Below are 17669 nucleotides of genomic sequence, written 5' to 3' on the forward strand. Positions count from 1 at the left end.
GCGCCGGTGCGGGCGCACGCCAGGGGGCAGGGGGCTTTCCGCCGCGTGAGGGTGGTGCGCCGGTAGCGCGGCGTACGCCGCGCTACCGGGACTAATCGCAGTGCTCCCCCGTTTACGGGGGGGGGGTGAAGCGATTCTCAGTGCTGTTCTGACGCGCGGGCTAGAGCGGACGATTCTGCTGCTCGATGTACTGACGGACAGCCGACGGTGGAGCCCCGTCGACTGACCCGGCGAAGTAGGAGCCGGACCACAGGCGCTGTGCCCGCCAGTAGTGCCGGATCAGCTCTGGGTACTCCTGGCGGAGCCTGCGTGAGCTGACGCCCTTGAGGCTGTTGACCAGCTTGGAGACGGCGACCTTGGGCGGGAAGTTCACCAGTAGGTGCACGTGGTTGGTCTCGCCGTTGAAGTCGACCAGCTCGGTTTCGAAGTCCTCGCAGACGCTGCGCATGATCTCCTCCATGCGCTTCAAGTGGGCGTTGGTGGAGACGTTGTGCCGGTACTTCGTCACGAAGACCAAGTGCACGTGCATGACGAACGTGCAGTGTCTACCAGTGCGGATGTTCTGATACTCGGCCATAAACCGACTGTAGTACGATCGTTGGCATGCGGCTCAGGTACTCCTTCCGCGTGTACCCGAACGCTCCTCAGCGCACGGCGTTGGCGAAGGCGTTCGGGTGTGCCCGCGTGGTCTGGAACGACGGGCTGTGTCTGCGCCAGGACGCCTACAAGCAGGGCGCCGAGCGGCCGAAGGCGGCGGAGCTGTCGAAGCGGTTGGTCACCGAGGCGAAGAAGTCCGAGGAACGGGCCTGGCTGTCCGAGGTGTCGGCCGTGGTCCTCCAGCAGTCCCTGCGGGACCTGGAGACCGCCTACTCCAACTTCTTCGCGTCGAAGAACGGCACCCGCAAGGGTCCGAAGACGGGGCCGCCGAAGTTCAAGAAGAAGACCAGCCGCCAGGCGATCCGGTTCACCGCGAACGCTCGCTTCTCCGTGACCGCTGACGGCAAGCTTCGCCTGCCGAGGATCGGTGACGTGGAAGTCCGCTGGTCCCGAGACCTTCCCTCCGCTCCGTCGTCCGTGACGATCGTCAAGGACGCAGCCGGCAGGTACTTCGCCAGCTTCGTCGTGGAGGCCGAGGGCAAGCCGCTGCCGGAGCTGGACCTGGACGACACCGAGACCGGTATCGACCTGGGCCTGTCGACCTACGCGGTCCTGCGCGGCCGGAAGGTCAGCTCGTCGAAGTTCTTCCGCCGCCAGGCCGAGAAGCTCAAGCGGGCTCAGCGCAAGCTGTCCCGAGCCCGGAAAGGCTCGAACAACCGTCGCAAGGCCAAGCTCGCCGTAGCGAAGATCCATGCACGCATCGCCGACCAGCGACGCGACTTCATCGAGCAGGAAACCACCAAGATCACGCGCGAGAGCCAAGCCGTGTACCTGGAAGACCTGAACGTGAAGGGCATGGGGACGGCCAAGGGCAAGCGCGGCAAGTCCGTCCACGACCAGTCGCTCAGCATGTTCGCCCGCACCCTCGAAGCCAAATGCGCACGGTACGGACGCACCTTCGCCAAGGCCTCCCGCTGGTTCCCCAGCACGCAACTGTGCTCCGCCTGCGGGTCGATCGAGGGGCCGAAGGGACTGGAAGGACTCAAGGTCCGGAACTGGGTGTGCTCCTGCGGGGCAGCCCACAACCGGGACGAGAACGCAGAACTCAACCTCCGCCGTGAAGGACGGCGCATCGTGGCCGAGGGACGCCCGGACACGTAAAACGCCTGCGGAGCCCACGTAAGACCCGGCACGCCGGGCAGCGGGTGATGAAACAGGAACCACCCGCGACCGCCGTCCAACAACGGCGGCCCGGTGGGAATCTCCCCCGTTCACGGGGGAGAGCGTCAACCCCGATACCTCAGGCCGTGTCCGACCGGGTACAGCACCTGCGCCGGGTCGTCGGCCCGCTGCACCGGTACGGGAAGCCGGCCCTCGGGCTCGGCCCGGCCCGCGATCACCCTTGCCGCGGCCCGCAGTTCGACGTCGGTCCAGCTGTACGTCGCGAGCGAGGCCGCGAAGCCGGTGCCCGTCAGTTGTGCGATGTCGTACGGGTTCCGGATGGCGACGGTGACCACCGGGACACCCGTGGCCGCCAGCCGGGAGACGAGGGTCCGCTGCGGACTGGTCGCCGAGACGTTGTACGTGCCGACGACCACGACGTCCTTCCCGGCCGCCGCGGCCACCGCTTCCTCGATCCTGGCGGCCGTGGGGGTGATGCCAGTGGACAGCGCCGTCGCGGTGAAGCCCAGTTCGGTGAAGCCCTTCGCGAGGGTGGCGGTCGGGGGCCCGGTCGTCCCGGACGGGGAGGCCGGATCCGCGCCGACCACGAGGACATCGCGGTGTCCGCGGCGGGACAGCGGCAGCAGACCGGTCGGATTCGCGAGCAGGGTGGTGGTCTCCTGGGCGATCCGGTCGGCGGCGGTCAGATGGGATCGCTTGCCCACGGTGCGGTCCACGCCCTCGCGGGTGACGAACGGTTTGCGGAAGAGACCCAGTTCGTCCTTCAGCAGCAGAATGCGCAGGATCGATTCCTCGATGCGCTGCTCGCTCAGCTCGCCGCTCCGCACGGCCTCCAGGACGGCGTGCCAGGCGACGCTCAGGTTCGGCGGGTTGAGCAACTGGTCGCAGCCGGCCTTCAGGGCGAGCACCGGAACCCGGTCGTCGCCGTACTTCTGCCGTACGCCCGCCATGTCGAGCGCGTCTGTGACGACGACTCCGTCGTAGCCGAGTTCCTCGCGCAGTATCCCGGTGAGGATGGGGCGGGACAGTGTCGCCGGGTCCTCGCTAGGGTCGAGCGCCGGGACGACGATGTGCGCCGTCATGATCGAGCGGATGCCCGCGGCGATCGCCGCACGGAACGGCGGAGCGTCCAGCTCGCCCCACTCCTCGCGGGTGTGATGGATCGTCGGCAGCGAGTAGTGGCTGTCGGACACGGTGTCCCCGTGACCCGGGAAGTGCTTGGACGTCGCGGCGACGCCCGCACCCTGGTAGCCCCGCACCTGTGAGGCGACCAGGCCCGACACGGCCTGGGGGTCGGAGCCGAACGACCGCACACCGATGACCGGATTGGCCGGATTGACGTTGACGTCGGCAACCGGTGCGTAGTTCTGCCGGATGCCCATCGCCGCGAGTTCGGTGCCGGCGATCCGCGCGGCCTGCCGGGCGTCGGAACGGGAACCGCCGGCCCCCAGTGCCATCGCGCCCGGCAGGAGCGTCGCGGGCTTGCCGACCCGGGCGACGATGCCGTGTTCCTGGTCCGTGGAGATCAGCAGCGGAACGGGGGTGGGCTGGGCGAGTCCGGCCTGCTGGATGCCGTTGGACAACTCGGCGATCTGCTGCGGGTCACGGGTGTTGTGGGCCCAGACGAAGTAGATGATGCCGCCGACGTGGTAGCGCTCGACCAGCTCGGCGGCCGAACGGACCCCGATCTCCCTGAGGTTGGCGTCGGCGTCGGTCTGGTCGGGAGCGGTGGCGGAGTGCCCGTACACCCGCATCACGAAGAGCTGACCGATCTTCTCCTCAAGGCTCATCCTGGAGATGAGCCGCTGGAGACGGGTGCGAGTGGTGCCGCGGTCGGTGGAGCCCGCGTGCGCCGGGCTGGAGGCGAGGGCTGCGGCCGCGGCACCTGCGGCGGTGGCGGCGAGAACGGAACGTCTGGACGGGGTGGTCCGGTCGGGCACTGGTGCTCCTTCCCTGAAGGAAACTTCCAAGAGTCACGGCTATCCGGAAAGTAACTACCAGTCAAGGGAATCGGCCGGACGAGCGCGCCGTCGCCGCGGCGGCAGCCGCGATGCCACGGTTCCGGGAAGTGCGTGAAGGGGAGCGCAGGGGGGCGCGCGTGGATGAGCGCGCGCGTGGAGATGAGAGGGACCGCCACCGGAGCTGGGAGGGGGCGCACCGGTGGCGGCGTGCCGCAGGCCGCAGGCGGCCAGGGAGGGAGTCAGCGATCGCAGCCAGCAACGAGGGCCGACGACGCCGCTCTGCGGTGACTCGTCCGCGGCACGGCTCTTGGACGCCGGGTGCCCGTCACGGGTTCCCCGCGCACGGAGAATGCCGGCTCCGTCGAGGGGGCGGGACGGACACGGGCCGAGCGGCGAGGGCCGGATCGGTCACGACCCGGGTTGGGCCTGAGGCGCCGACCCGGGTTGGGCCTGAGGAACCGCGCCGGGGTCTGCCGTGGACGAGTACGGACTCAGCGCCACTCCTGCACGTCCACGACCGTGCCCGCCGCCAGATCCGGGTGCCCCCAGAAATCGCCGACCTGCGTGGCGACGACCAGCACCGGGCGCCCCTGGGCGTCCAGATGCGCTGTGAAGAACCCGAACACCCATGACGGCTCGGCGACCAGGTCCCGCGGAGGTGCCAACCGGACCAGCTCCGTCCCGTCCGCCTCGTATACGACCGCGTTGTCCGTGGGCGTGTACGGGGTGTCGTCCAGCGCCTCGACAACGATCACCCGGCCGTTCCATGCCAGTGCCGCCTGGGTCGGTCCCGCGAAGTCCTTCTGCACGACCCTGACGCCGTGCGTCCAGCGGACGACGCGGTCGCCGTGGCTCCAGCCCGTGACGACGGGGTCCTGGCCGTGCCGGGCACGGGCATCTGCGGCCTTGGGGCCCGTGGCCCGGGCGCTCGGGTCCTGAGGATGCCGGCTCATGGGCGGTCTCCATGGGCTCCACGCGGTTGCCGATGAACATCAGCCTACTGCGGACGGCTCGTCCGGCGGTCTCCACCGGTTTCGACGGCCACGGTGCCCGGCCCGTCGTCCGCCTCGGGTCCGGTACGGGCCAGGCCCGGCGCGCCGCCCGAAGCCCGCCTCACCTGTAGTCCGCCTCCCATCCGACATCGGTCAGCCGCGGTCTCGGTCCGTCACCCGGTCGAGGCTGCCGCGGCGGCCGCCTCCGGGCCGGGCATGCCGGGAGGGCCGAGGGTCGAGAAGGCGAATTTCACTTGGGCCGTGCTTCCTGGAGGCAACCGCCAGTCCTGGCCGACCAGGTCGGCCCCGTAGGAACGGTGCGGTTTCTCCGCGACGAGCGTGAATCCTGCGCGCTGGTAGATGCTCCGCGCGGCCGTCAGGACGTCGTTGGTCCAGAGCACCAGCTCCCGATACCCCACTTCCCGGGCGAAATCCACGACCGCGCCCAGCAGCCGCTCCCCGAGGCGGTGGCCGCGCGCCTCGGGCTCGACCAGCAGCAGCCTCAGCCGGGCGGTGGCCGGGGCCTCGTCCCGTACGCACATCACGGAACCGACCGGGCGGCCGTCCAACTCGGCTATCCACACCCGCTCGAGATGGGGATCGTGGTCCTGGGCGAGTCCTTGCGCGGCGGCGCCGTCGACGCCCGTGCCATCAGTTCCGCGCCGATCGTCGCGATGCCGCCCGGCGGCGGAGCCTCCCTGCCCATGGCGAGACGGCCCGCGCGCACCCCGGCCTCGTGCAGCGGCAGCCGTACCGTCGTCAGTGCCGGCACCGCGTCCACCGCGAACGGCAGGTCGTCGAATCCGGCCACCGAGACGTCCTCCGGGATGCGCAGGCCCAGGTCGCGCAACGCCGCGCAGGCGCCCAGCGCCACCGTGTCGTTGGCCGCGACGACCGCCGTCAGGCCGGGATCGCGGCGCAGTAGTTCCAGCGTGGCGTCGTAGCCGGAGCGCCGGTCGTACAGGCCGTGGATCGTCAGCCGCTCCTGGTCCTCCGGCGCGGATCCGGCCGCCCCCGCGCCCCCGCTCGCGGCGTCGGCCGCCCTCGCCGCTTCCAGCGCCGCGCGATGGCCTTCCAGCCGGTGCCGTGTGGTGGTGCGTTCGGTGGGGCCCGCGACGTACCCGATCCGCCGGTGCCCCAGGCTGACCAGGTGTTCCGTGAGCCGCCGCCCGCCACCCCGGTTGTCGAAGGCGAGCGTGGCGGTGACGGCGCCCCCGGAGACGGGCGGGCGGCCGCAGAGCACGACCGCGGTCCCCGCGTCCGAGAGCTTCCCCAGCTTGGCCGCCATGGCGGTGAGGTGGTCCGGGTCCTCCGGTGCCCCGCCCGTGAGGACGACTGCGGCCGCACGCTGCCGTTGCAGCAGCGTCAGGTAGGTCAGTTCACGTTCCGGGCAGCCGCCCGTGTTGCACACCACCGCCAGCTTCTCGCCGCCCGCCCGGCCCGAGGTGCCTTCACCGATCGCGGTCTGTGCGGCGCCGGCCAGGATCCCGAAGAACGGGTCGGCGATGTCGTTGACGAGGATCCCGACCAGGTCGGAGGTGGCCGCGGCGAGTGAACTGGCCGGCCCGTTGAGGACGTAGTCGAGCTCGTCCACCGCGCGCAGCACCCGTTCCCGGGTCGAGGTCGCGACCGGGTAGTTGCCGTTGAGGACCCGGGAGACGGTCGCCGGGGAGACCCGGGCGCGAGCCGCCACATCAGCCAGCGTGACTGTCATCGCTCTCCTCCGAGGGGGATCCGGCCGGGCCCTTGCCGGGCTGCTGTGCGCAGGCTAGCGCCATCATTTGCAGAAAGCGCTTGCCATGACCATTTCGCCGCCGTTTCGAACAATAGGGGAGACAAGGCGGCACCTTCGTGACACGCAGGACAGTGCGCATCGCCAACGGCGTCACGGGGCGGACGGGGTACCGGCAGCACCTCGTGCGCTCCCTCCTCGCGATATGCGAACAGGGCGCTCGATCTCGGCGACGGTGCGGTCCTGTGGCCCGAGCCCGTCCCGGTCGGCCGCCGTGCGCACTTCACCGGCCTGACCGGGTGTCTCCGCGGTGTCCTTCAGCTCGCCCGAGAGCGTGGACACCGAAGTGCCCACGACGGCCGCGGTGGTGTCGGTGCCGAGCGCGTCCGCGACCTCCCGGAGCCGGTGGTCCCCGAGCTCGGCCGGGACGTCCTGCTGAGATGAATCGTCACTCATGCCGGAAACGCCACGTCTCGAGCCGTATGCCGGCGCTCTGGGATTCCGGAAGAACAACTGCCCGCAGTCGTGCAACCCTTCCGGCGTGACGCGGGTCGTACTGGGCGTCAGGGCTCCTGGGGAGGGATTCCGGGGGGATTCGGAGGAGTCCTGAGGGTGGGGGAACGAGGGGCCCGGTCGCTCGGCCGGGCCCCGGAATGTCCCGGGCGGTTGCCTCCGCCCGTCCCGAGAGCGCCGGCCGCGGGTTCTCCACAGGCCGGGCACGTTGTCCGAGCCGGGCGGTAGCGTCGGCGCATGTCCAATCTGGCAGTGCTCGAAGGGGTCCTGGAGCGGATCACCTACGCCAACGAGGAGAACGGGTACACGGTCGCCCGGGTCGACACCGGGCGCGGCAGCTCCGACCTCCTCACGGTGGTCGGCTCGCTCCTCGGCGCGCAGCCGGGTGAATCGCTGCGGATGGAGGGCCGCTGGGGCTCCCACCCGCAGTACGGGAAGCAGTTCACCGTCGAGAACTACACCACCGTCCTGCCCGCCACCGTCCAGGGCATCCGGCGCTATCTCGGCTCCGGCCTCATCAAGGGCATCGGGCCTCGTATCGCCGAGCGCATCGTCGACCACTTCGGCGCCGGCACCCTCGACGTCATCGAGCAGGAGCCCGGCAGGCTCGTCGAGGTCCCCGGCCTCGGCCCCAAGCGCACGAAGATGATCGGTGCCGCCTGGGAGGAGCAGAAGGCCATCAAGGAAGTCATGGTCTTCCTCCAGGGAGTGGGCGTCTCCACGTCCATCGCCGTGCGGATCTACAAGAAGTACGGGGACGCGTCGATCTCCGTCGTCAAGAACCAGCCCTACCGGCTCGCGGCGGACGTCTGGGGCATCGGCTTCCTCACCGCCGACCGCATCGCCCAGGCGGTGGGCATACCCCACGACAGCCCCGACCGGGTCAAGGCGGGTCTGCAGTACGCCCTGTCCCAGTCCACGGACCAGGGGCACTGCTACCTCCCGGAGGAGAAGCTCATCGCCGATTCGGTGAAGCTCCTCCAGGTGGACACGGGACTGGTGATCGACTGCCTCGCCGAGCTGGCGGCCGAGGAGGAAGGGGTCGTCCGGGAGCAGGTCCCCTCGCCCGAGGGCGGGGACCCGGTGACCGCGGTCTACCTGGTGCCCTTCCACCGCGCCGAGCTGTCCCTCGCCGCCCAGCTGACCCGGCTGCTGCGCACGGACGAGGACCGTATGCCGGCCTTCCGGGACGTCGCCTGGGACAAGGCGCTGGCCTGGCTCGCCGGGCATACGGGCGCGGAGCTGGCGCCCGAGCAGGAGCAGGCGGTCCGGCTCGCCCTCACCCGGAAGGTGGCCGTCCTGACCGGCGGCCCCGGCTGCGGCAAGTCGTTCACGGTCCGCTCCATCGTCGAGCTCGCCCGGGCCAAGAAGGCCAAGGTGGTCCTCGCCGCGCCCACGGGAAGGGCGGCCAAGCGGCTCGCAGAGCTGACCGGCGCCGAGGCGTCCACCGTGCACCGGCTCCTGGAGCTGAAGCCGGGCGGAGACGCGGCCTACGACAGGGACCGGCCGCTGGACGCCGATCTCGTGGTGGTCGACGAGGCCTCCATGCTGGACCTGCTGCTGGCCAACAAGCTCGTGAAGGCCGTGGCGCCGGGCGCTCATCTGCTGCTGGTCGGCGATGTGGACCAGCTCCCGAGCGTCGGCGCCGGAGAGGTCCTCAGCGATCTGCTCGCGGACGGCAGTCCGGTCCCGTCCGTCCGGCTCACCCGCATTTTCCGGCAGGCGCAGCAGTCGGGCGTGGTCACCAACGCCCACCGGATCAACTCCGGAGCTCAGCCCCTGACCCAGGGGCTGAGCGACTTCTTCCTCTTCGTCGAGGACGACACCGAGGAGGCGGGCCGGCTCACCGTCGACGTCGCCGCCCGGCGGGTCCCCGCCCGCTTCGGGCTGGACCCGCGGCGCGATGTGCAGGTCTTGGCGCCGATGCACCGGGGTCCCGCCGGCGCGGGCACCCTGAACGGGCTCCTGCAGCAGGCGATCACCCCCGCCCGCCCCGATGTGCCCGAGAAGCGGTTCGGCGGCCGGGTCTTCCGCGTCGGCGACAAGGTCACTCAGATTCGCAACAATTACGAGAAGGGGAAGAACGGAGTCTTCAACGGCACGGTCGGCGTGGTGACCTCGCTCAATCCGGTCGATCAGCGGCTGACGGTGCTGACGGACGAGGACGAGGAGGTGCCGTACGACTTCGACGAGCTCGACGAGCTCGCCCACGCCTACGCCGTCACGATCCACCGCTCCCAGGGCAGCGAGTATCCGGCGGTGGTGGTTCCGGTCACCACGGGGGCCTGGATGATGCTCCAGCGAAACCTGCTCTACACGGCCGTCACGCGCGCGAGGAAGCTCGTCGTGCTCGTCGGCTCCCGCAAGGCCATAGGGCAGGCGGTCCGCACGGTCTCGGCAGGCAGGCGCTTTACCGCACTCGACCACAGGCTGACAGGTGGAGGGTTCGTGGGAAAGATCACCTAACACTTCCGGAACCGGGGCGAAGGGGGCAGGATGAGCGGGCTGGGCGGCACTCAGTGCCGCTGAACGGCCGAATGGTCGACCCCGAGTGCACTCTCCTCAGCCAAATGGGGGATGGTAGAGACAGTCAGGGCACCTCGAAGAAGAGGCACTACGTCGGTGAGGGATGACGTGAGCGACAACTCTGTAGTACTGCGGTACGCGGACGGTGAATACACCTACCCGGTGGTCGAGAGCACCGTCGGCGACAAGGGCTTCGACATCGGGAAGCTCCGGGCGCAGACCGGTCTGGTGACCCTGGACAGCGGTTACGGCAACACGGCCGCCTATAAGTCCGCGGTGACCTACCTCGACGGCGAGCAGGGCATCCTGCGCTACCGCGGCTACCCGATCGAGCAGCTGGCCGAGCGCTCCAGCTTCCTCGAGGTGGCCTACCTGCTGATCAACGGTGAGCTGCCGACCGTCGACCAGCTGGCGGCGTTCCGGGGCGAGATCACCCAGCACACGCTGCTGCACGAGGACGTCAAGCGGTTCTTCGACGGTTTCCCGCGCGACGCTCACCCGATGGCCATGCTCTCGTCAGTGGTCAGCGCGCTGTCGACCTTCTACCAGGACAGCCACAACCCGTTCGACGAGAAGCAGCGCCACCTCTCCACCATCCGACTGCTGGCCAAGCTCCCGACGATCGCCGCCTACGCGTACAAGAAGTCGATCGGCCACCCGTTCGTCTACCCGCGCAACGATCTCGGCTACGTCGAGAACTTCCTGCGGATGACCTTCTCGGTCCCGGCGCAGGAGTACGAGCCGGACCCGGTCGTCGTGGCCGCGCTCGACAAGCTGCTCATCCTGCACGCGGACCACGAGCAGAACTGCTCGACGTCCACCGTGCGCCTGGTGGGTTCCTCGCAGGCGAACATGTTCGCCTCCATCTCCGCCGGCATCTCCGCCCTGTGGGGCCCGCTGCACGGTGGTGCCAACCAGTCCGTGCTGGAGATGCTGGAGGGCATCGCGGCCGCCGGCGCCGACGTCGACACCTTCATCCGCAAGGTGAAGAACAAGGAGGACGGCGTCCGCCTGATGGGCTTCGGCCACCGGGTCTACAAGAACTTCGACCCCCGCGCCAAGATCATCAAGGCTGCCGCCCACGATGTGCTCTCCGCCCTGGGCAAGTCCGACGAGCTGTTGGACATCGCCCTGAAGCTGGAGGAGCACGCGCTGTCCGACGACTACTTCGTCGAGCGCAAGCTGTACCCGAACGTGGACTTCTACACCGGTCTGATCTACCGGGCCATGGGCTTCCCGACCGAGATGTTCACCGTGCTCTTCGCCCTCGGTCGCCTCCCGGGCTGGATCGCCCAGTGGCACGAGATGATCAAGGAGCCGGGTTCCCGTATCGGTCGCCCGCGCCAGATCTACACCGGCGAGGTCCTGCGCGACTTCGTCCCGGTCGAGGCTCGCTGAGGCCTGCTCGGCAGTTCCCGTCGCGCCCCGGTGCGGCGGAGTCCTGTACGCAGAGAAGCGCCCCGCTGCCGATCCCCCCACGGGTCGGCAAGCGGGGCGCTTCCCATATCCCCGGTGCGGATTCCCCCCACGGGATCCGGCCGGGCGTCTGCTGGTGTCCAGCAGAAGCTCTTCGCGACGCGGTCTGCCGGGGTACGTATCTACGGGAGGGCCGCTCAAAGCTCCCCGGTCGTACGTGCCCCGGCCAACGCTTGCCTGGGACGTCCCCCAAGACATCCCATGAGCGTCCCCCAAGACGCTCTGGCATCGCCCACTTAGACTCGCGAAGAGCCCGAATGGTTACCCACAAATATCTGTGATCTGGGTCTCTTTGTGAAGGTCCTGTGTACCACGTGAAGGATCGCAGATGCAGCCTCCCGCTGACCACGGAAACGGATGAGTAGGTCCTGGTAATTCCCGAGGCTGCGGGATTCGGCGGGCCCGGGACGGCGGACGCCGCGTCGACGAGTGCCCGGAACGGCCCGCGAGGGCGGGCCGGGCCTGGCGGGGCTCCCGCAGGGTCGAGGGGGCGGGTGCGTGGCCGATTGGGGGCCAGGGGCCGTTTCGACGGGGCCTGGGAGCGGCGAAGCCGCCCCGGGTGGAGCCGGGGCGGCTTCGGGCTGTGGTCGACGTTTCCCGGCGGAGCCGGTGCCGGTCGGGAGGGATGGTGGTGTGCGGCCGGGGCGTGCGGGGGAGGTCAGGCCTTGCCGGCGAGCTCGTAGCCCGCCTCGTCGACCGCCGCGCGTACGGCCGCCTCCTCGAGCGGAGCGGCCGAGACCACGGTGACCTGTCCGGTCGCGGCGACGGCCTTGACGGACGTGACGCCGGCGATCGTGGAGATCTCCTCGGACACGGCGCCCTCGCAGTGGCCGCACGTCATGCCCTTCACCAGGTAGACCGAGGTCGTGCCGCTCGGCTCGGCGCCCGCCGCACCGCCGTGGCGGGAACCGGTGGGCGAGCAGCAGGAGCCGGTGGCCTCGATGGTGCCGGTGGTCGTCTCGGCGGTCATGGCGTTCTCCTCTGTACGGGTGTGTTGCTTCGCGATCGCTTCGTCCGGCGAAGGCGTGGTGCGTCCGGGGTCCTGGGAGCGCTGGACTCTCCGACGCTCGCCCCCACTCTATACCCCTAGGGGGTATGAACGCGAGTGTCCTCCGGTTGTGGGGCGGCGCAACGGGCTCGGCGGCAGACGCCGACGGGGTGCGCTGGGCTCGGCTGGTGCGCTTGGTGATGCGTCGGGCCCCCGTCTTCGCCGTGGCCACCACCGCCGGGCTGGTGCTGCTCGGACTGCCCTTCCTGGGAGTGCGGTTCGGGCCGGCGGACGACCGCCAGCTTCCGTCCGGCGCGGAGTCGCACGTCGTGCAGCAGCACATCCGGGACGGATTCCCCGGAAGCCCGGGCGGTGGCCTCGACGTCTTCGTCGAGGGCGCTGCCACCCCCGCGGAGTACGCCGGGTACCGCGAGCGCGTCGAGGCCCTCCCGGGGGTACTGCGTGTCGACGGACCGCTGGTCTCCGGTGAGCATGCGGTGTTCACGGTGCTGCCCGAGGAAGAGGCCGTCGGTGAGGAGTCACAGCAGCTGGTCCGCGACCTCCGTGCGGAGCCTGCCCCGTTCGAGACGTCCGTGACCGGTGCGGCGGCGATGCTGGTCGACTCCAAGGACGCGATCGGTGAGCGGCTGCCGTGGGCCGCGGCGATCATCGTCGTCGTCACCCTCCTGCTCGTCTTCCTGCTCACCGGAAGCGTGCTGATCCCACTTCAGGCCGTGGTGCTCAACGGCCTCAGTTTCACAGCGATGTTCGGGGCCGTGGTCTGGGTCTTCCAGGAGGGGCATCTCTCCGGCCCGATCTCCTTCACCGCCACGGGCGCGATCGAGACGACGCTTCCCGTGCTCATGTTCTGCGTCGCCTTCGGTCTCTCCATGGACTACGGCGTGTTCCTGCTGTCGCGTATCAAGGAGGAGTACGACCGCACCGGCGACCATGAGCACGCCGTGGCCTTCGGGCTGCGCCGCACCGGCGGGCTGATCACCGCGGCGGCCGTGATCCTCGCGGTCGTGATGGTCGCGATCGGCACCTCGCGGGTGAGCAACACCAAGATGCTCGGCCTCGGTATCGCCCTCGCCGTGCTCATGGACGCCATGGTGGTGCGCAGCCTGCTGGTTCCCTCGGTGATGAAGCTGACGGGCAGGGCCACCTGGTGGGCTCCGGCTCCGTTGCGGGCGCTCCATGCGAGGTTCGGCCTCAGCGAGGGCGGGATATCCGGGCCCGCCCCGGCGGAATCCGTCGCGCAGGAGCGCGACGCCGAGGAACGGGGCGGGCTCTCCCCGGCTGGCGCGGGCGGAATCGCGGACGGGGGGGACGGCCGAAACGACGACCGTGACCGCGGCAACGTCCCCGTGGGCGGTTAGGTTCGGGCCGGGTCCGGTGGCCGTGCCTGCGGGGCGGGAGCGGGTGGCGCACGAGCCGACGGGACGGCGCTGGGCATGGTCCGCTCGGGGGCGCTGCGACCGGATCTGCTGGTGACCTCGGTGATCCCGCTCGACGCCGCCCCCGCTGCCCTGTAGGCCATGGACAGGACCCCGGGGGCGCGGGGTGGCGATCGTCGAGCTGGGGCGGGCCGCCTGGTCCCCTGCCGGCTCAGTCCTCGGGCCGGCCCCGGTGGACGGCCCACTCGCGGGCGAGGACCGACATGTTCGTGGCGTCGACCCAGCCGTCCTCGTGGCGCAGGACCTCGCGTTCGGTGCCCTCGGCGATGAAGCCCGCCTTCTCGTAGGCCCGGCGGGCCCGGGGATTGAAGTCGTAGACGCTCAGGGAGATCCGGTTCAGCCCGAGCCGCTCGAAGCCGTAGCCGGTGATGAGCCGGACGGCCTCCGTGCCCAGGCCGCGGTCACGGCCGCGAGGGCCGATCAGGATGCGGAAGTTGCAGCTGCGGTTCCGCTCGTCCCAGTTGTTCAGGACGGCCTCGCCGACGAGCTCACCCGAGGCACGGTCGACCACGCCGACGTCGAGACGGTCGGGCTGATCACCGCGGGTGGCGTACCAGGAGCGCAGCTGCTCGTCAGGGAAAGGCGGGGCACCGGCGGAGCCGGTGAGGAGAAGCACCTCCGTATCGCGCAGGATCGCCGCCATCGTGGGGGCGTCCTCCTCGGAGAAGGGGCGCAGGACCACCTTCGCTCCGGTGAGGATCGGCTTGACGGAGAAGTCCGCCAGTCGTTGCTCGGTCACCGGAGGATTGTCGGAAGGGAGCGGTGCGAGGGGCAAACCATTTGCCCGTAGGGCCCCGCACCCGGGGATGCGGGGCTGGGCGTTTCAGCTCCTGCGCCCCCTGTTGCCGGGGCGGTTGGCCACCCAGACGCGGATGGTGTCGGCGTACCAGTAGGGCTTGCCCGACTCCACGTGGTCCGGTGGGGGCAGGAGGCCGTGCTTGCGGTACGAACGGACCGTGTCCGGCTGCACCTTGATGTGTGCGGCGATGTCCCTGTAGGACCAGAGTCTTCTGTCCGTCATCTGTTGCACCTCCCTGTATGCGCCGCAACGGCGGCCGGGGGAGCCGTCAGGGGAGCTGCGGCGCGGGCGCTGGCGATCACTCAGCCTGTGCCCGTTGAACGACGCAGAGTGACGGCAGGGGAGGGTCTGTCGAGGTTCTGTGACGCAAGGCCCGCGTAACGGAGACATGTGTGACGAAAGGGCGACTGTTGTGACATGACGGAGGTGAAGAGTTGGAGGAGGCGGGGTTTCAGGCGCCGCAGGAGCGGAGGAAGCGTCGGGTGCGTTCGGCGATCGGGTACGGCTTCTCCGGCGGGCAGGGGTACATGTCCTGCTCGACGATGGCGAAGAGCTCGGCGTCGAGCCGCTGGGCCGCGGCCAGTACCGGCCCCAGCGCGGGCACTCCGGCCGGCGGTTCGCACATCACTCCCCGCGCCACCGCGGGGCCGAACGGCACCTCGTTCGCGACCACTTCGGCGAGGATCTCCGGGTCCACCTGCTTGAGGTGGAGGTAGCCGATCCGCTCGCCGTAGGTCTCGATGAGCTTGACGCTGTCGCCGCCGCAGTAGGCGTAGTGGCCGGTGTCCAGGCAGAGCGAGACCAGGTCGGAGTCGGTCGCGTCGAGGAAGCGGCTGACGTTCTCCTCGCTGTCGATGTGGGTGTCCGCGTGGGGATGGACCACGATCCTCAGGCCGAAGCGGTCTCCGACCTCCTGCCCCAGGCGCTCGGTCTGGGTGGTGAGGTAGCGCCATTGCTCGGGCGTGAGGGCCCGGTCCTCCAGTACCTCGCCGGTTCTGTCGTCGCGCCAGAAGGACGGGATGACGACCAGGTGGTCCGCGCCCATCGCGCGGGTGAGGGCGGCGATGCCGGCTACATGGGCCCAGGTCTTCTCCCAGACGGCCGGGCCGTGGTGCAGTCCGGTGAAGACGGTGCCGGCCGAGACCTTCAGTCCACGGGACGAGGTCTCCTCGATGAGGCGTGCGGGGTCAGTGGGGAGGTAGCCGTAGGGGCCGAGCTCGATCCATTCGTAGCCGGCCTGTGCCACTTCGTCGAGGAAGCGCTGCCAGGGGACTTGACGGGGATCGTCCGGGAACCACACGCCCCAGGAGTCAGGGGCCGACCCGATCCGGATGCGGTTGAACGAGGCTGCGGAGGAGGTCATGGCGGCCAGCTTTCCGGCCGCCGGAGAAAGGTGTCAAGCTTTCGTCCGAATGTAAGGACAAAATATTGACAGTGCTCAGGGACGGGGGCTAGACCAGGGGTCAGCCGGGCGTGGAACCGAAGGGACACGTATGCCTCAGCCGTACGACGTCATCACGATGGGCAGGATCGGAGTGGACCTCTATCCCCTCCGGGTGGGGGTCCCGCTGGCCCAGGTCGAAACCTTCGGGAAGTTCCTCGGGGGTTCCGCCGCGAACGTGGCGGTCGCGGCGGCCAGGCTCGGCCGACGCGCCGCTGTCGTCACCCGGACCGGCCAGGACGCCTTCGGGGACTACCTCCACCAGGCGCTCCGCGGGTTCCGGGTCGACGACCGCTGGGTGACCGCGGTACCGGGGCTGCCGACCCCCGTGACGTTCTGCGAGATCTTCCCGCCGGACGACTTCCCGCTCTACTTCTACCGGCAGCCCAAGGCGCCCGACCTCGAAGTGCGCGCCGAAGAGCTGGACATGGACGCGATCGGTGCGGCACGGGTCTTCTGGGTGACCGGCACCGGCCTGTGCGCCGAGCCCAGCAGGGAGGCCACGCTCGCCGCGCTCGAGCACCGGGCGAAGTCCGGGACGACCGTCTTCGACCTGGACTGGCGGCCCATGTTCTGGGACAGCGCCACCGGTACTTCCGCGGACGGGGCCCGGCCGTACTACGCGAAGGCGCTCGCCCGCGCCACCGTCGCCGTGGGCAATCTCGAAGAGTGCGAGATCGCCACCGGGGAGCGCGAACCGTTCGCCGCCGCCCGTGCGCTGCTCGGCGCCGGGGTCGAGTTGGCCGTGGTCAAGCAGGGCCCCGAGGGCGTTCTGGCCGTGCACAGCGACGGCACGGTCGCGGAAGGGCCGCCGGTGAAGGTCGACGTGGTCAACGGACTCGGCGCGGGCGACGCGTTCGGCGGGGCGATGGTCCATGGACTCCTCTCCGGCTGGGAGTTGGAGCGGGTGATGCGGTTCGCCAACGCCGCGGGCGCGATCGTCGCCGCCCGCCTCGCCTGTTCGTCGGCCATGCCCTACGCCGCGGAGGTGGACGCCCTTCTCGACGGCCACGCTCCGGGCCCCGAGGCGGACCCCGAACCCGAGGCGCCCGCCGGTCCCCGGCCCGGCACGGACGGCGGTCCCGGAACCGGGGCGGCGCCCGGAGCGGCGTCGTGACCCGCGTCGACCTCACCGACCTCGTCAGGATCAGGGTCCGCCACCCGGAGGCCGTGGCCGAGGCGGCGGCCCGCCGTCGGCGCCGCCCCCTCGTCGGCAGCAGCGGCCGACTGATGATCGTCGCAGCCGACCACCCCGCCCGCGGCGCGCTCGCCGTCGGCGACCAGCGGTACGCGATGGCCAACCGGCTGGGCCTCCTGGAGCGCCTGTGCACCGCGCTCGAACGCCCCGGCGTGGACGGCGTCCTCGCCACCGCCGACATTCTGGAGGACCTCCTCCTGCTGGGGGCACTCGACGACAAGGTCGTCATGGGATCGATGAACCGCGGCGGACTCGCCGGGGCCGCCTTCGAACTGGACGACAGGTTCACCGGATACCGCGCCGAGGACCTCGCGCGGCTCGGCTTCGACGCGGGCAAGCTGCTCCTCCGCATCGACTACGACGACCCCGGCTCCCTCGCCACCCTGCACTCCACCGCGCGCGCCATCGACGAGATGGCCGCCCGCCGGTTGCCGGTCTTCGTCGAGCCGTTCATCTGCCGCCGCGTCGACGGGGTGCTGAGCAACGATCTCTCCGCCGAGGCGGTCACTCGTTCCATAGCCATTGCCTCCGGCCTCGCCGGCACCTCGGCGTACACCTGGCTGAAGATCCCCGTCACGGAGAACCCCGACGACATGGCGCGGGTGATGGAGACCTCGACGCTCCCCGCAGTGCTGCTCGGAGGCGACGTGGGCGACAGCGCGGGCGGACAGGCGGCGGCGTACGAGAAGTGGCGCGGGGCGCTGCGACTTCCCACGGTCCAGGGACTGGTGGTGGGCCGTTCACTGCTCTATCCGGGCGACGGCGATGTACCGGCGGCTGTCGACACGGCCGTGGGCCTGCTCTAGG

13 protein-coding genes and 3 pseudogenes are annotated in these 17669 nt (G+C 70.2%); 7 read left to right on the forward strand and 9 right to left on the reverse strand.

Annotated features, from left to right (window positions below):
• Positions 1-160: 160 nt before the first annotated feature.
• Entirely contained in the window at positions 161-577 is a 417-nt protein-coding gene (tnpA, locus tag FEF34_RS25075) for an IS200/IS605 family transposase (RefSeq protein ID WP_138055164.1), read from the reverse strand.
• Positions 578-603: 26 nt separating this feature from the next.
• Between tnpA and FEF34_RS25080 the strand changes: the two genes are divergently transcribed.
• On the forward strand, positions 604-1758 hold the full coding sequence (locus FEF34_RS25080; protein ID WP_138055165.1) for an RNA-guided endonuclease InsQ/TnpB family protein: 1155 nt from the start codon (positions 604-606) through the stop codon (positions 1756-1758).
• A 125-nt stretch (positions 1759-1883) separates the two neighbouring features.
• Here FEF34_RS25080 and FEF34_RS25085 read toward each other — a convergent pair whose 3' ends face one another.
• From FEF34_RS25085 to FEF34_RS25100, 4 genes and pseudogenes are all read right to left on the reverse strand, one after another.
• Positions 1884-3719, reverse strand: coding sequence for a glycoside hydrolase family 3 protein (locus FEF34_RS25085; RefSeq protein ID WP_138055166.1), 1836 nt, complete (start codon positions 3717-3719; stop codon positions 1884-1886).
• Between the two features lie 512 nt (positions 3720-4231).
• Entirely contained in the window at positions 4232-4693 is a 462-nt protein-coding gene (locus FEF34_RS25090) for a hypothetical protein (protein ID WP_138055167.1), read from the reverse strand.
• 212 nt (positions 4694-4905) lie between these two features.
• A pseudogene (locus FEF34_RS25095) lies at positions 4906-5346 on the reverse strand (GNAT family N-acetyltransferase); the annotation flags it as partial.
• Entirely contained in the window at positions 5307-6446 is a 1140-nt protein-coding gene (locus tag FEF34_RS25100) for a LacI family DNA-binding transcriptional regulator (RefSeq protein ID WP_138055168.1), read from the reverse strand. The pseudogene FEF34_RS25095 and the gene FEF34_RS25100, both read right to left, overlap by 40 nt.
• A gap of 137 nt (positions 6447-6583) precedes the next feature.
• Here FEF34_RS25100 and FEF34_RS25105 point away from each other — a divergent pair.
• From FEF34_RS25105 to FEF34_RS25115, 3 genes and pseudogenes are all read left to right on the forward strand, one after another.
• A pseudogene (locus FEF34_RS25105) lies at positions 6584-6746 on the forward strand (Gfo/Idh/MocA family protein); the annotation flags it as partial.
• A 468-nt stretch (positions 6747-7214) separates the two neighbouring features.
• The gene (gene recD2, locus FEF34_RS25110; protein WP_138055169.1) at positions 7215-9443 is read left to right on the forward strand and encodes an SF1B family DNA helicase RecD2; all 2229 of its coding nucleotides are present in this window, start codon (positions 7215-7217) and stop codon (positions 9441-9443) included.
• Positions 9444-9611: 168 nt separating this feature from the next.
• On the forward strand, positions 9612-10901 hold the full coding sequence (locus FEF34_RS25115; protein WP_138055170.1) for a citrate synthase: 1290 nt from the start codon (positions 9612-9614) through the stop codon (positions 10899-10901).
• 736 nt (positions 10902-11637) lie between these two features.
• Here the strand turns inward: FEF34_RS25115 and FEF34_RS25120 are convergent.
• Positions 11638-11949 (reverse strand): heavy-metal-associated domain-containing protein, encoded by a 312-nt coding sequence (locus FEF34_RS25120; protein ID WP_138055171.1) that lies wholly within the window; start codon positions 11947-11949, stop codon positions 11638-11640.
• 185 nt (positions 11950-12134) lie between these two features.
• Here FEF34_RS25120 and FEF34_RS25125 point away from each other — a divergent pair.
• Positions 12135-13346: pseudogene (locus FEF34_RS25125) on the forward strand (MMPL family transporter); the annotation flags it as partial.
• A 229-nt stretch (positions 13347-13575) separates the two neighbouring features.
• Here FEF34_RS25125 and FEF34_RS25130 read toward each other — a convergent pair.
• From FEF34_RS25130 to FEF34_RS25140, 3 genes are all read right to left on the reverse strand, one after another.
• The gene (locus tag FEF34_RS25130) at positions 13576-14163 is read right to left on the reverse strand and encodes a GNAT family N-acetyltransferase (RefSeq protein WP_234042554.1); all 588 of its coding nucleotides are present in this window, start codon (positions 14161-14163) and stop codon (positions 13576-13578) included.
• A gap of 84 nt (positions 14164-14247) precedes the next feature.
• A complete protein-coding gene (locus tag FEF34_RS25135) occupies positions 14248-14445 on the reverse strand; it encodes a helix-turn-helix transcriptional regulator (protein ID WP_138055172.1) in 198 nt (65 codons plus the stop codon).
• Between the two features lie 229 nt (positions 14446-14674).
• The gene (locus FEF34_RS25140) at positions 14675-15586 is read right to left on the reverse strand and encodes a sugar phosphate isomerase/epimerase family protein (RefSeq protein WP_138055173.1); all 912 of its coding nucleotides are present in this window, start codon (positions 15584-15586) and stop codon (positions 14675-14677) included.
• Positions 15587-15716: 130 nt separating this feature from the next.
• Here FEF34_RS25140 and iolC point away from each other — a divergent pair, with 130 nt between their 5' ends.
• Positions 15717-16781, forward strand: coding sequence for a 5-dehydro-2-deoxygluconokinase (iolC, locus tag FEF34_RS25145; RefSeq protein ID WP_138055174.1), 1065 nt, complete (start codon positions 15717-15719; stop codon positions 16779-16781).
• On the forward strand, positions 16778-17668 hold the full coding sequence (locus FEF34_RS25150; protein ID WP_138055175.1) for a Cgl0159 family (beta/alpha)8-fold protein: 891 nt from the start codon (positions 16778-16780) through the stop codon (positions 17666-17668). Before iolC ends, FEF34_RS25150 begins: the two co-directional genes overlap by 4 nt.
• Position 17669: the final 1 nt, after the last annotated feature.

This window comes from Streptomyces marianii (genome assembly GCF_005795905.1).
GTDB classification, from domain to species: Bacteria; Actinomycetota; Actinomycetes; order Streptomycetales; family Streptomycetaceae; genus Streptomyces; species Streptomyces marianii.

Excerpts from the sequence above, each read along its gene's own strand:
- tnpA (WP_138055164.1), bottom strand. The coding sequence starts at position 577 with ATGGCCGAGTATCAGAACATCCGCACTGGTAGACACTGCACGTTCGTC.
- FEF34_RS25080 (WP_138055165.1), top strand. The coding sequence starts at position 604 with ATGCGGCTCAGGTACTCCTTCCGCGTGTACCCGAACGCTCCTCAGCGC.
- FEF34_RS25090 (WP_138055167.1), bottom strand. The coding sequence starts at position 4,693 with ATGAGCCGGCATCCTCAGGACCCGAGCGCCCGGGCCACGGGCCCCAAG.
- FEF34_RS25100 (WP_138055168.1), bottom strand. The coding sequence starts at position 6,446 with ATGACAGTCACGCTGGCTGATGTGGCGGCTCGCGCCCGGGTCTCCCCG.
- recD2 (WP_138055169.1), top strand. The coding sequence starts at position 7,215 with ATGTCCAATCTGGCAGTGCTCGAAGGGGTCCTGGAGCGGATCACCTAC.
- FEF34_RS25120 (WP_138055171.1), bottom strand. The coding sequence starts at position 11,949 with ATGACCGCCGAGACGACCACCGGCACCATCGAGGCCACCGGCTCCTGC.
- FEF34_RS25135 (WP_138055172.1), bottom strand. The coding sequence starts at position 14,445 with ATGACGGACAGAAGACTCTGGTCCTACAGGGACATCGCCGCACACATC.
- FEF34_RS25140 (WP_138055173.1), bottom strand. The coding sequence starts at position 15,586 with ATGACCTCCTCCGCAGCCTCGTTCAACCGCATCCGGATCGGGTCGGCC.
- iolC (WP_138055174.1), top strand. The coding sequence starts at position 15,717 with ATGCCTCAGCCGTACGACGTCATCACGATGGGCAGGATCGGAGTGGAC.